General features: G+C 40.7%; 11 protein-coding genes and 1 tRNA gene. 6 read left to right on the top strand and 6 right to left on the bottom strand.

The window, feature by feature from the left end; all coding sequences use genetic code 11:
- The first annotated feature begins 114 nt into the window (after positions 1-114).
- On the top strand, positions 115-525 hold the full coding sequence (locus HP399_RS00340) for a DoxX family protein (protein WP_173620790.1): 411 nt from the start codon (positions 115-117) through the stop codon (positions 523-525).
- Between the two features lie 67 nt (positions 526-592).
- Here HP399_RS00340 and HP399_RS00335 read toward each other — a convergent pair whose 3' ends face one another.
- Complete coding sequence (locus HP399_RS00335; RefSeq protein ID WP_173620791.1) at positions 593-1,201, bottom strand: hypothetical protein; 609 nt, start codon at positions 1,199-1,201, stop codon at positions 593-595.
- A 1,014-nt stretch (positions 1,202-2,215) separates the two neighbouring features.
- Here HP399_RS00335 and HP399_RS00330 point away from each other — a divergent pair.
- On the top strand, positions 2,216-5,281 hold the full coding sequence (locus tag HP399_RS00330) for a type 2 lanthipeptide synthetase LanM family protein (RefSeq protein ID WP_173620792.1): 3,066 nt from the start codon (positions 2,216-2,218) through the stop codon (positions 5,279-5,281).
- A gap of 39 nt (positions 5,282-5,320) precedes the next feature.
- Entirely contained in the window at positions 5,321-7,495 is a 2,175-nt protein-coding gene (locus tag HP399_RS00325; RefSeq protein WP_173620793.1) for a peptidase domain-containing ABC transporter, read from the top strand.
- Between the two features lie 135 nt (positions 7,496-7,630).
- Here HP399_RS00325 and HP399_RS00320 read toward each other — a convergent pair whose 3' ends face one another.
- Both HP399_RS00320 and HP399_RS00315 read right to left on the bottom strand, forming a co-directional pair.
- Entirely contained in the window at positions 7,631-8,812 is a 1,182-nt protein-coding gene (locus HP399_RS00320; protein ID WP_173620794.1) for a NupC/NupG family nucleoside CNT transporter, read from the bottom strand.
- A gap of 140 nt (positions 8,813-8,952) precedes the next feature.
- Positions 8,953-9,360, bottom strand: a complete 408-nt coding sequence (locus tag HP399_RS00315) for a RidA family protein (protein WP_173620795.1) — start codon at positions 9,358-9,360, stop codon at positions 8,953-8,955.
- A 102-nt stretch (positions 9,361-9,462) separates the two neighbouring features.
- On the opposite strand from HP399_RS00315, the gene HP399_RS00310 reads away from it, so the two are divergent.
- The gene (locus HP399_RS00310) at positions 9,463-10,041 is read left to right on the top strand and encodes a hypothetical protein (protein WP_173620796.1); all 579 of its coding nucleotides are present in this window, start codon (positions 9,463-9,465) and stop codon (positions 10,039-10,041) included.
- A 51-nt stretch (positions 10,042-10,092) separates the two neighbouring features.
- On the opposite strand, the gene HP399_RS00305 is transcribed toward HP399_RS00310, so the two are convergent.
- Positions 10,093-11,337 (bottom strand): hypothetical protein, encoded by a 1,245-nt coding sequence (locus HP399_RS00305; RefSeq protein WP_173620797.1) that lies wholly within the window; start codon positions 11,335-11,337, stop codon positions 10,093-10,095.
- A gap of 52 nt (positions 11,338-11,389) precedes the next feature.
- Between HP399_RS00305 and HP399_RS00300 the strand changes: the two genes are divergently transcribed.
- Both HP399_RS00300 and HP399_RS00295 read left to right on the top strand, forming a co-directional pair.
- The gene (locus tag HP399_RS00300; RefSeq protein ID WP_228088426.1) at positions 11,390-11,788 is read left to right on the top strand and encodes a hypothetical protein; all 399 of its coding nucleotides are present in this window, start codon (positions 11,390-11,392) and stop codon (positions 11,786-11,788) included.
- A 204-nt stretch (positions 11,789-11,992) separates the two neighbouring features.
- Positions 11,993-12,418 carry a DUF7832 domain-containing protein gene (locus HP399_RS00295; protein ID WP_173620798.1) on the top strand — a complete coding sequence of 142 codons (426 nt, stop codon included), beginning with the start codon at positions 11,993-11,995 and terminating at the stop codon, positions 12,416-12,418.
- Positions 12,419-12,458: 40 nt separating this feature from the next.
- Here the strand turns inward: HP399_RS00295 and HP399_RS00290 are convergent, their stop codons facing one another.
- Both HP399_RS00290 and HP399_RS00285 read right to left on the bottom strand, forming a co-directional pair.
- On the bottom strand, positions 12,459-12,998 hold the full coding sequence (locus HP399_RS00290; protein ID WP_370642592.1) for a hypothetical protein: 540 nt from the start codon (positions 12,996-12,998) through the stop codon (positions 12,459-12,461).
- 139 nt (positions 12,999-13,137) lie between these two features.
- Positions 13,138-13,211, bottom strand: a tRNA-Arg gene (locus tag HP399_RS00285).
- Between the last annotated feature and the right edge of the window lie 53 nt (positions 13,212-13,264).

Here is a 13,264-nt window from a genome sequence, read left to right as displayed (position 1 = left end):
CACTTGCCAACTGTTGGGATTTTATTGAATCACTTGACTTAGGAAATTATTATTGTATACTTACTAACGAAAAGTAACTTTGTTACGCATTTAAATTTTCGGAGGGATTCATACATGTCTAATCGTTTTGAATGGAGCGCACTTATTCTACGTGTGATTGCTGGTCTTACTTTTGCCATTCACGGAGTGGCTAAATTCCAAATGGGGCTGGAGAATGTCGCTGGTTTCTTCGGGACCATGGGACTCCCTGCATTCATTGCTTATCTCGTAGCCTTCTTGGAGGTAGTAGGTGGTATTGCCTTGATTCTCGGTCTGGGTACTCGCGTGTTCGCAGGTGCGTTGTCTGTTGTCATGCTTGGTGCGATCTTTAAAGCCAAGCTCGCTGCCGGCTTCCTGGGCGGTGAAGGTGGCGCTGGTTATGAGTTGGATCTGGCCTTGCTTGCGATGTTGGTTTCTCTTGGTATCAGCGGCAGCTCCAAGTTCGCACTCGACGCTATTCTGTTTGGAAAAAGCTCGGTTGAGTAATGCCATTGTTAACGTATAAAAGCCAGTCTGAAGGTCATTTTCGAGCCTTCTGACTGGCTTTTTCTTTTTATTCTTTCTGCGGCGATTCCTCGATCATTTTTTTATTGATGATTCTTATTTTGTCTGCTGGTGATTGCTCGTCCTTTGCACTAATAAATACGGAGTTATTTCCCGCTTCAAAAAACATGACATAATCCTGATCGGCCATGCTCTTCTCTTCACTGACAGGCGCCCCCAGATTTTTACGGATTGTGTCCAGATTCGTTTCATGTAGATGAAGACCAGCCAAATCAATTCCATACACGCGATCCTGCCCATCAAAATAAATGAGCGCACTCTCTAGCTTCTCAAAGACTTCATAGCGCCCGCCATCCCAATAATCCTGTTTCGTTACCTTGCCGTATAGCGCAGAAACCTCATCCCGCTTCATCCCGATGTGGATATCGAAGCCACTGATCTCGTTTTTGGATAGCTGCTTTAAAAATTGATCGTCCAGAATAATTTGGCGCACGGTAGCGGTTTGCTTCTCTTGCTTTTGGTCGCCCCCGCTATTTCCCGCCTCTTGCTGCTGCTCGGTTACAGGCTGTTGTTTAGAATCTGTTGATACGCTCGCGTCAGGTGAACAGCCTCCCACAATCAAACCTGCCACTACAGCCATACACACCCATTTTCTCATCCGACTTCATCTCCTCTTGAATGGTCTCATCGCAACCTAAGAAATATGAAAACTCATCTAATCTAACGTTCATTTTATCCAAATACAGAACAAGGTTTCCAAGAGGAATAGCATTATGATGCTGGAGTAGTTCTACTAGAAATGCAACTCAAAGCAGACTGACTAATAATACACTCCACCCTCATTTTTTTCAAAAGTGTCCCTGTTTTCAGAAAATACCTCCTTAAAAAGAAATGTTTCGAATTTATAGTTTATATTTACATTCTACTAAATTCGTGTTATAAATTGTAAGTATTTCCATTTTTGAGTCGAAATTTGTAATATTTAAAATGTGCGCTTTGAGATTATTTTAAACACAGAATGGAAGGCAGAGTATCTTTGTGAGCACTTCTTCTCTTTTATGGAGAAGAGATAATATATAGTGCTACTATCATCTCGAAAGGAAGTTGTATATGTCTAACAATGATCTACGTGCTCAGTATCGTTCTTCTGAGGGGAGAGCGAAGCAAGGATTTGTTTCGCCGGTTGGCGAAGTTGATGAGAAACAGTTGAAGGAAATGGTTGCAGGTAGTGTTGAAGCAAACTCCGTGGGAACTACAACCGGTAATATTATCTCATACGCGTTTGGTTGTTACACTTATAATGATAGTTGTAATCCACCGACTCCCACTCAAAGCCAATGTCTTACGTACCGCCCTGGTGATGTACCACAATGCTAGAAAATTATAAGTAATTAATCAGAAGTGAGATGGTGAAATGTTACCTTCTCACTTCTGATTGTAATGTGGGTTAATGAATAGTTTCTTTCCATAATGCGGTTTTAGATAATGAACCGTAATGTTCTAACTATTGAACAATTAATACTCAAAATGAATATTAATCCTAATCATCTTATTTCCAAGTCCAGCAAATAATCGTATGAGGTCGCCATGCAGAATGTGCGGCCTACATATGTCAAATATTCGATGATAAATAAATCTTTGGTACGAAATAAATATAGCAGGAGGGGACATTTTGGTTAAAGCTGCAAGAGATAGAGGGATTAGTGTAGATAGCGATGAGAATCTGAACCGAATATTAAGTGCCTCTCATGATAATGAGTTCATTGAAAAAGAACCTAATCCCATAATCCGTCCATTTCTAGCAGATTTTTGGCGCAATCTTCAGGAAGCTCTAAATAATGTTCATGCAGATATTATCGATGATTTTCAAGTTGAACAAGGGCTCATGCAAGCGTGTGTACAACGGTTGGCTTCATTGCAGTTCAAGACGACGACGTTAGAGATATCCATTGCTAGTCAGTTAGGTGATTTAACAGCTGAATCACCGAACGAGCGATATCAAGAGTATTTTAAACTGTTAGAAGATCCTCATCATTTAAGAGTATTCTTCGATACATACCCAGTGTTAGCTAGGTGCTTGACAGAACACACGTTAATGTTTAGCTCGTATGTACGTGAAATTATTGATCATTACCATTCAGATTGGATAAAATTCAAGTCGAAATTGGGAAATGGTTGCGAATATGATTGTCTAACTGGGATAGAGATTGGAGCAGGGGATACCCATAACACAGGTAAATCAGTTGCCATATTAAAGTTTAACAGTGGTGCTAAGCTAGTGTATAAACCCCATTCATTACGTATAGATGAATGTTATAGTACTATGCTTGATTGGATTAATCAGAGAGGTTTGAAGTATTTGTTGAGCAGTCCACATGTGCTCAATTGTGGAGCTTATGGATATCATGAGTTTGTAAGCCACAATCCATGTCAATCCATTATGGAAGTAGAACAGTTCTATTATCGTCTAGGTGCATTATCGGCATTATGCTATACATGTGGGGCTACTGATTATCATTCTGAAAATATTATCGCAAATGGAGCTCAGCCGATATTAATTGATTTGGAGACCATATTTACTCCATTAACAGATACCCAATTGCATCAGGTGCTAGGGGAGCAAAATCAGCGAACGATATTCTCATCTCTAATGCTACCTGGAATTTATATTCCTAATGCACTATGGGATATTGATTTAAGTGCAGCAGGCGGTCGAGGTGGACAAAAGTCGCAGTTAATGAAGACTCAGCGTATTGAAAATGTTGGCACAGATGAAGCTTATTTGATTGACGACATATTTACGACTAATGAAAAACAAAATCGACCAATATTAAATGGCGAATATATGGACATCTCGATGTATACAAAGCATATGATCGAAGGTTTTTGTGATTTGTATCGATTATTACATACGCATCGCGATACTTTTGTTCGTGACATACTCTTACCGTATTCTGATGCGACTGGTCGTCATGTATTTCGGGCAACAGCCTTGTATGGAAAGTTTTTATCAGATAGTATGCATCCTGATTATTTACAGAATGAATCAGACCGCAATCGCTTATTAAAAATTATGGTGAATAACTCAACGTTTCCACCACCTGCTGTTATGGAATGTGAGTTGGAACAAATGCAGCGGCAAGATGTTCCTTACTTTATGTTCTCACTTAATAGTCGTGACTTATATGATATGAATGGAGTCTGTATACCCAATTTTTATCCGATGTCGATTATTGAGTTAATGGAACATTACCTGATGCAATTATCTGAAGATGATCTTAGTTTACAGCTACAATATTTGCGCTGGTCTCTATCCAGCTTGGAGGAAAGTGAACATTCTAGTGATGGTCATTCATACAATCAGCGTGCTGATATGTATAATCGCCATACTACAACACTAACCCAAGATGTAATACATAATGAGAATAGAATTACACAATTTCAGCAATATGCGACATCAATAGGTAATAGTATAATGCGTCGCATTGTCCAAACAGATGATAGTAATATTGCGTGTATTGGGTTTGCTATAGTTGGAGTAGAGGATAAATTTAAACCAACATGGTTAGATCACAATATGTATAGTGGTCTAGGTGGTTATGTGTTATATCTCGCTCAACTAACTCATATCACTTGCGACCAGCAGTATCGGGAAATTGCACGACAGCTTTTGAATGCTATTCAGCCAAGTAAGCTGAAACTAGATGAAGCAAGCGAATTGTCCAATGAGATAACTATTTCGACCTCAGCTTATTTAGGTGAAAGTACAAATATTTATGCACTCATTTATTGTGGGTTGCTATGGAAAGATGATACCTTGCTAGAAAATGCCAAGAATAGGCTATCCGTATTGATGCGGGGAATAGAAAAAGAAACTCAGTATGATGTAATCAATGGTCTTGCAGGTTGTATGATCGTTATGCTTCGTATCTACGATGCTTTGCATGATGTAGCGTATTTACATGTGGCACAAGCGGCTGGGGAACGCCTCTATACATTAATGGAGGAATTGAATTTTGATGCTGGCTCGAAAATATACCCTGATGGACTGACTAACCAACATGTAGTCGACAATGACAGCACGACGAGTGGGCAAATATTGTTGACGGGTTTATCTCATGGTGCAGCCGGGTTAGCATGGGCGTTCACATGGCTTGCTAGATTAAGTGATAACCATAGTAATCATTCAAGCTGTGAACAGTATTTGAAAATGGCGAATAGATTGCTCATATATGAAAATCATTACTATTCGGAAATTGAACAAAACTGGAGAGACTTGCGCTCTACAGATAGACATGAATATGCTAACTTTTGGTGTCATGGTGCTCCAGGTATCGCACTTGCTCGCGCAGAGATTATGCATCATCTTGAAGCAATGAATCTCCTACATGCACAAGAGTGGGAATTTGTTACTCAAGACTATAAGAATGCACTGCAGACTTTGTTGAATCGTGGGAATACATATAATAGTTTTTGCTTGTGTCATGGCATATTAGGTAATGCTGATATTTTGCTACACGTAAGTAAATTGATGAATGATCCTAATCTAGTGGATATTGCAAATGATTGGGCATTGAGAGCAATTGAAGATTATGAGTCATATAAGTCATCTGACCACTTAATTGCAAGATTGGAGTGTGATGGATTGATGACAGGAACTGCTGGGATGGGATACGAATATTTACGATTGTTAGATAATCGGGTGCCTTCAATACTTGCATTTGAATTGCCACGATAACTGTCGTGTTATCGTTTGTTGGATATGGAGATGATCGGTATGAATGATGAGAGGCAAGATAAACAAGATCACCGATGGCGCGTACCATTCATTGAACAGATGCAGCAAACGGAGTGTGGGGCTTGCTGTTTGGCAATGATCATGCATTACTATAAGAGTAGCATAAGTATGTATGATTTACGTGAAGCGCTAGGCAGTGGACGTGATGGGACTAGTTTGTTTCAGTTGAAGAAGACAGCAGAACAGCTTCAGTTTACAGCAAAATGTTATCAGTCAGATTTGGCATTGTTAGAGACTTTACAGTTACCATCTATTATTACTTGGGATGAACATCATTACGTAGTTTTGGAGCGAATCAAACATAAGAAAGATTCAAGCGAGAAGAAGTATACGATTATTGACCCTGCTATAGGACGCAAGCATTTGAATGAAGAATCCTTTATGAGCCACTTTCATGGCTACGTTTTAGAACTTAATCCAACGGCAAACTTCGAGCGTGTAAAGACAGCCAATGTCTGGGCTACTATGTTCAGACTTATCCTTCAGAATAAACAATTGTTCGTTCTGGTATTTTTAGTAACTGCTGTCTTACAATTGTGTGCCATCGCAATGCCAATATTAATTCAGCAATTGATCGACAAGGTGATTATGCCTGCAAATACTACGATGATGAGTGTTATGGCACTGGGTATTCTCATCATGTTAGTCACCTCATCTTTGTTTACCTATATTCGGGGCAGAGTACTTATTACCATGCACAATGTTTTGGATTCGTTGTTACAGATTAATTTTTTTCAACATTTGCTGAAACTCCCCTATAGCTTCTTTATGCTTCGTTCTATAGGAGATCTGCTATTTCGGGCTAACTCGTTGAATATGATACGTGAACTTATTTCTGGAAGTATCATTCGTGGGGTATTAGATGTATTGATGTTAATCGCTCTTTTCATATATATGTCGATACAATCTACTTCCTTGGCATTGTTAGTTGTTGCTTTATCATTAATCAATATTCTTGCAGTTGTATTTACTAAGAAGGTAATCGCTGAATGGAATCAGCGTCAGATTCTTGCAGGAACTAATGTACAATCGGTGCAAACGGAGATGCTATTGGGGATATTTCATATTAAGACGAGTGGTATTGAAGAGAGTATGTTTGAGAAGTGGCGACATCATTTCAAAAACTTACTTGATATTTATCGCAGTAAAGAACGGATTACAAACGTACTAGTGACAATGACAAGTCTACTACAGCTAGCAGCACCGCTTATCATATTGTGGTTGGGTGCATATCATGTCTTTGATGGAGTCATATCACTAGGAATGCTTATTGCGATTCAATCCATAGCAAGTCAGTTTTTTGGAGTAAGTGGTAGTTTGGTCGGGACAGTTAACAGCTTTATTCTCACAACTTCATATTTAAAACGTGTTCAAGATGTACTTGATGCTCCAACTGAACATTATGATGGCAGACAAAAAATAGAATTGACAGGGAAGATTGAATTAGAAAATGTATCCTATGCATATTCGAAGTTCTCTGATCAAACATTGTGTGATATTAGTCTGCACATTAAGCCTGGTCAGAAGGTGGCGATTATTGGTCAATCTGGTGCAGGAAAGTCGACTTTAGTCAATCTGCTGATTGGTTTATTTGAACCAACAGCTGGTCGCATTTGCTATGATGGCATAGATTCACAAAATTTAGATATGCAGCATATACGGAAGCAGATTGGTACTGTGCCCCAGAGTATTTACTTATTTAATCGCAGTATCCTAGATAATATTCGATTTTCTGCACCTGAAGCAACAATAGAAGATGTGATGGAGGCAGCAAAAGCTGCTCAAATTCATGATGAAATCATGCAGATGCCGATGAAGTATCATACCATGATAAGTGAAATGGGGATGAATCTATCAGGTGGTCAACGGCAACGGATTGCATTAGCGAAGGCACTGCTAACGAAACCGACAGTCTTATTGCTTGACGAAGCCACAAGTTCACTTGATCATTTAAACGAAGAGAGAATTGATCGTTATTTGTCTGATATTGCATGCACACGCATCGTTATTGCTCATCGCTTAACTACCGTGATGAATAGTGATGTTATTCTTGTATTAGACCAAGGACGCATCAGTGCTATAGGGACACATGAACAATTATTGGAGAAGTCAGCTTATTATCGACGCTACTATGGTGATCTAGCCGCAGTGTGAATACTTAAAAAGGGCTGTCTAGGAAGTGAGATGCTCCCCTTTAAGTAGACAGGTGAAATAATAAAGCCTGCTATTAAGGGGAGTTTTTTCATGCCTAAAGTACAATACAAAAAAAGACCCCGGAAAGGGTCCCCTTCACACCACAATGCTGATGATAATCCCTGACAAAATGCTGACGAGTGTTGCCCCATACAACAGCTTCAGTCCAAACCGGGCGACGACATTTCCTTGCCTTTCATTCAAGCCTTTTACCGCGCCAACAATTGTCCCGATCGAGCCAAAGTTTGCAAACGAGATCAAAAACACTGACACGATGGCGACCGTTCTTTCGCTTAACTGACCTTGAATTTTCGTAAAGTCGAGGATGGCGACAAACTCGTTCGCCACTATTTTAGTGGCCATGATACTTCCCGCTTGTACGGCTTCGTGCCATGGAACCCCCATGAGAAAAGCGAGGGGAGCAAAGGCATACCCTAACAACGCTTGGAACGAGATACCGAATACCGCACTGAATAACCCGTTCACCATCGCAATGATTGCAATAAATCCGAGCAACATCGCGGCCACGACTACGGCTACTTTAAATCCATCCAGAATGTACTCCCCGAGCATTTCAAAGAAGGCCTGTCTCTCTTCTTTTTCTTGATCGAGCAAATCATCTTCCGGCTTCACTTCATACGGCGTAATAATGGAAGCAATGATAAAACCACCAAATAAATTAAGTACCAACGCAGCTACTACATACTCCGGTTTGAGCATGGTCATGAAGGAACCCACGATCGACATAGACACGGTGGACATCGCAGAGGCGCACAATGTATACAGCCTGTTTTCGGGTATAGCACCAAGCTGCTTTTTCACGGTAATAAACACTTCGGACTGCCCGACGATCGCTGAGGCAATCGCATTATACGACTCCAATTTTCCCATACCATTCACTTTGCTCAACACAAGTCCTACATAATGAATAAATAAAGGGAGGATCCTCGTGTATTGCAGAATGCCTATCAGTGCAGATACGAACACAATGGGCAGCAACACTTGTAAGAAAAATGGCGACGCACCCGGATTCGCAATGCCACCGAAAACAAAATTGATCCCCTCGTAGGCATACTCCAGGAGTACGGAAAAACTGCTGGCAACTCCTGATATTAAAATGAGTCCAATATTGGTTCGCAACAGCAACAAGCCAAACACGATCTGAATCAGAATCATGATGAGGATAGGACGATACCGAATACGTTTTTTATTACTACTTGCCAGCCAAGCAAGCAAAAATACCGTGATCAAACCTATACCTGCGATGATATAATTCATGCAACCAACTCCAATAGCAAAAGATTTAGAGCCGACACGTACCATTGCCGATCCGCTTATCTCGCTCCATAATCTTCCCAAATGAGCACAAAAAAACCCTCCTGAACGATGAATAATCGAACAGAAGGGGGATGAGACAACTATATATCTGCCACGGCGATGGCCTCAATCTCAATCAACAACTCGTCCCTGATGAGTTTGCTCACTTCAACGGCAGAGCTCGCTGGTGGGGTTTCTGTATTCACATACTGATCTCGAATCTCACGGACAATGTGCATCTTGGAGATGTCGGTCACGAAAAAAGTCAATTTCACCACATGATCAAAGCTGACTCCTGACGCTTCTAACGCGAATCGGATATTTTCGAAAACTTGTTTCGTCTGTGCAGCTAAATCGCCTGTGCCGACCACTTGGCCTTCCTTGTTGAGAGCCACCTGACCCGATACATAAATCGTCCGTGCATTTCGAACCTCCACCGCATGGGTGTAGCCAAAAGTAGGTGGCATTGTTTCAGGGTTAATGAATGTGATTCGCTTATCATTCTGCATCCGACATGCTCCCTCCTATTAACAATTGTTGGTAAACCATTCTATCATACCCGAAAAATTCTGACCATTCTTCGAGTTCTCAAAGAAAGAGAGGAAAGCCTCATGATTATTACATGTGATGCTTACTGCAACATGGGCTATATTTATTTGCAGCAACCCGATAAGGAAATGATAGATTATCAAAAGGAGAAGGATAACCAGATTAGCCGTTATGTCGATCCTTCCTTGTTGCACATCCCGCTAGTCGTTGATTTCAACAGGGGAAAGCTGTTAGATGACATGCGTTTATCCACGAAAACGTACGAGAAGGCGGTTGACGATGAGATCGATGAGGAATACCAGAACGATCTCGATGAGCAAGGCTACATGACAGGGATTGAACTGAATTTATCCAAAGACAAGCTGGTTCACTTGTTAGAAAATAAAGCGTTTGTGGTTTATCGCACTGAGTGGAAAGGTCTACCCTCTCACCTGGTTACATTGGATGTGGATCACAAAGTCTTTGATTCGAGCAATGTGATTTATCCTCTGAATGAGAAGCAGGATGCGTTCGTGATCATTGAAGTTATGGGAGAGTATCAAATTGGGTTAGTAAAGGCGTTACTAACAAGAAGAAATGATTTATATCCCGTCGAGTACTTGTTGGCTCCGCAGTTTATTTTAAGTGAGTATACGTTATAGAATGGAATGAATAACCCGTCTCCAGCTAGACTGAGGACGGGTTTTTGCTTATCAATGGTTGTTTTTAAATTGATCAAACAGCCCGCTTCCAGAGCTTTTCGGCTGTTCTTTTTTGTTTGCGGCTTCAAATTGCTGAAACAGTCCGCCGTCATACTTCTTTTTTTCTTCTACTCTTATTTCTCTCTTTTTAGGTGGGGGCTGTTGAATCGGTGTTCTTTCAGGCTTTACAGGCTTTACAGGCTTTACAGACTCTACATTCTTTTTCTTTCTCGTACTTTTCGTATTTTTCGTAATGATCTTGTTAGGAGGTTGCTTCTTCTTCTTTCTTTTTTTAGTCATATACCAATAGGATAAAGGAAAAATACCGAGCATAATCGCACCGGCTGTAATCAAATACAGCTTCCAGATCGATTGCCTTTTCTCTTCTTCTTGTTTTTCTTTCCGCATCTTTTGGACAACCTGTTCAAAATCGCGGACTTTATAATCTTCTTGAACAGACGACAGGTTCTTTACAAACCCAACCGAACGGCTTCCATAATAGATAAAATGTCGCGGGGCATTGTTCACTGTCATCTGATATATGTATCCTGTCGGGACCCCTGAATCTTGGATTTTTTCTTCGATCTCTCCCATAAGATCAGGAGAAGTCGGATCAATCATTTGGTCATATTCCAAAACTTCATAGTTCTTAAGTTCTTTTTTTCCTACTAACTGAACATTTTCTTCATTGTTAAACAGAAAATACCTCGGAATTCTATTGATATTCTTCCGGTAGACTTTGTTTTTGGGGAAATTATGCAAGGCCATTTGGTTGCTGTGCATTTCCAGTGTCTGCTCTGACAGCAGTACCTCTTCTGCTTCTATAATGGGGAGGTTTTTCTCTAAGGCTTCATATTTAGGGAGCCAGTGAATGATTCCATCTGGGTCTAAAAACAAGTAAATATCCTGATATTGAAAGGATGCCACATAGATTTGATCCGTTGGCAGGCTATTAAGATAAAACTCTTTTTCAAATGGTGTTGGATCGAAATTGTATGGGATGTTAAATACTGTTGCCCCATTTATCTCACTCTCATCTACCTCTTCTAACTGTCCGTTATTATGTACGGTAAAGTATAGGGGACCATTATGAGTTGGGTCACCCCAAATGGTCGTTTGATAATATTGATTCGGTTGTAAATGGTATGGTCCAATACCGCTATCGATTTGGATTAAGAGTTCGGACCGCTTGATTCTTTCCTCTTCCGCAGCGGCTTCTTCGCTCGTCTCCTCTTCTTGGCTTGAATCTTCTTCCACGTTTTCATCATCGTCATCGTCATGCTTTTTGATTTTAACCGGCTTGGATGATTTGAAACCGCTTGAAGGCTTTGCGCTTTTTATCGAGGAGCTTGAACTTTTGCTGGTTGAGCCTGAGCTTTTTCCTGAAGAGTACGAGCTTCTGCCGGACGAATATGATCCTGTACTAGATGACCCTGAGCTTCTGCCCGACGAATATGAGCTGGTACTCGATGATCCTGAACTTTTGCCAGACGAATATGAGCTTGTACTAGACGAACCTGAGCTTCTGCCCGACGAATATGAGCTGGTACTCGATGATCCTGAACTTTTGCCAGACGAATATGAGCTTGTACTAGACGAACCTGAGCTTCTGCCTGAACTACTGGAGCTAGATGAACTTGAGCCTCTAGATGACGCAGGCTCTACAGGAAGGATTACTAGACTAATCATTACAGCGCTAAGAAAATAGGCAAGCAATTTCCGCATGAAATATGACCCCTCTATGAACCAACCAATGGTTCTCTCTATATAACAGTTAAATACTACCACTTCGAATCACGGCAATGCTACAAAATTCCTACCCTTCCTTCTTCATCCTCTTTTGACTTTTTACGATTACATCTATCCTGTATAATTTTTGAAAAACGGGCAAATAGAAAGAGAGGATTCGCTAGTGACAACGGTATACGATAAGGCGAAATATCATTACGAAAACTTTGAGGAGGATCTACCTCAAAAACAGGCATACGTACATACAGGTTTTTTCATCGGCTGGTTGATTGAAAATGAAATGGTTAGCGAAGATTTTAATAAGAGTTTCGAAAACCTCATCGCTGATTTTAAACAAAGGAAGATTACAGGCCCTGAAGTTTATGAGAAGACAGGTGGAGTATTTGCAAAAGACATGCTGACTGAAGAAGGAAACCAGTTCGCGATGTTTTACTTCGATTTCGATACGGGGGAGTATCGCTATCATTATCTAGAAGCGTTTGATTGTGAGCCAAGTGTGTATCACGTGGACGATACTTGGGAGAATTACGATCATATCAAAGATTGGATCGACAATGAGTACGAGTACTGGTGCGAGAAAAATGAATAAGACCGCGTGATTACGCGGTCCTTACAGTTAAGTCGCTATCTTATTTCTTCAGGATGAAATCAGACATGACTGCCTTTTCCCATTGGATTCCTTTTGGACTCACATTGGTGTAAAGCGTTATGGAGTCCGCATCTTCAACTACGGCTTTCAAATGAAAGTTCATGTCCTTGGGTTGCAAATATTCATCATACAGCTGTTGGTAGTTGGGATCGTTTTTTTCTTTTGCCGCTTTGATGTAGTCCACGGTATCAGGGTCTTTCTCAAAGTTTTTGTATTTCACTTGATACCCGAATGTCGCTTCCACTTTTCCGTCAACTGTCTTCTCTTCATAATCTGATACGGTAAACTCTACAAACTCATAGTAGGGGGAGAAAGCTTTTTTGCTCTCTTCTTCCATATAGCTTGCGATTTGGATATAGCTTGTAGAGCTGTCGACCGGTTGTTTCTGTTCTGTGCCAGTATTCGTCACTTCTTTTGCAGGTGGAGCGGCAGTCTGATTTTGTACGACCGTATCTGAGCTGCAACCACTGAAGAAAATAGCGAAGACCATGCCTATGATCACTTTTTTCAAAGGAAACACCCCTTATCTCCATCGTTTTCTGCTACAAGTAATACGTTCAAGACATGTTCTTTGTCTCCGTATTTTCCAAAATAAACGATGAGGGGCGTATGCATAAAAAAGAAAAAACCTTGATACATCAAGGCTTTTTCTTCAATAGCGTCCCCGAGAGGATTCGAACCTCCGACCTACAGTTTAGGAAACCGTTGCTCTATCCTGCTGAGCTACGGGGACAAGTATGATCACCTACTTTCTTATTATATGTGTATATCCATTTTTCGGCAAAT

This window comes from Brevibacillus sp. DP1.3A (genome assembly GCF_013284245.2).
Taxonomy (GTDB): Bacteria; Bacillota; Bacilli; order Brevibacillales; family Brevibacillaceae; genus Brevibacillus.
The sequence above is the reverse complement of the archived record's forward strand: the minus strand, read 5'-3'. Positions and strand labels throughout refer to the sequence as shown.

What these genes read in the sequence shown, in the direction of transcription:
- HP399_RS00340 (WP_173620790.1), top strand. Translation starts at nt 115, where the DNA reads ATGTCTAATCGTTTTGAATGGAGCGCACTTATTCTACGTGTGATTGCT.
- HP399_RS00335 (WP_173620791.1), bottom strand. Translation starts at nt 1,201, where the DNA reads ATGAGAAAATGGGTGTGTATGGCTGTAGTGGCAGGTTTGATTGTGGGA.
- HP399_RS00325 (WP_173620793.1), top strand. Translation starts at nt 5,321, where the DNA reads ATGAATGATGAGAGGCAAGATAAACAAGATCACCGATGGCGCGTACCA.
- HP399_RS00320 (WP_173620794.1), bottom strand. Translation starts at nt 8,812, where the DNA reads ATGAATTATATCATCGCAGGTATAGGTTTGATCACGGTATTTTTGCTT.
- HP399_RS00315 (WP_173620795.1), bottom strand. Translation starts at nt 9,360, where the DNA reads ATGCAGAATGATAAGCGAATCACATTCATTAACCCTGAAACAATGCCA.
- HP399_RS00310 (WP_173620796.1), top strand. Translation starts at nt 9,463, where the DNA reads ATGATTATTACATGTGATGCTTACTGCAACATGGGCTATATTTATTTG.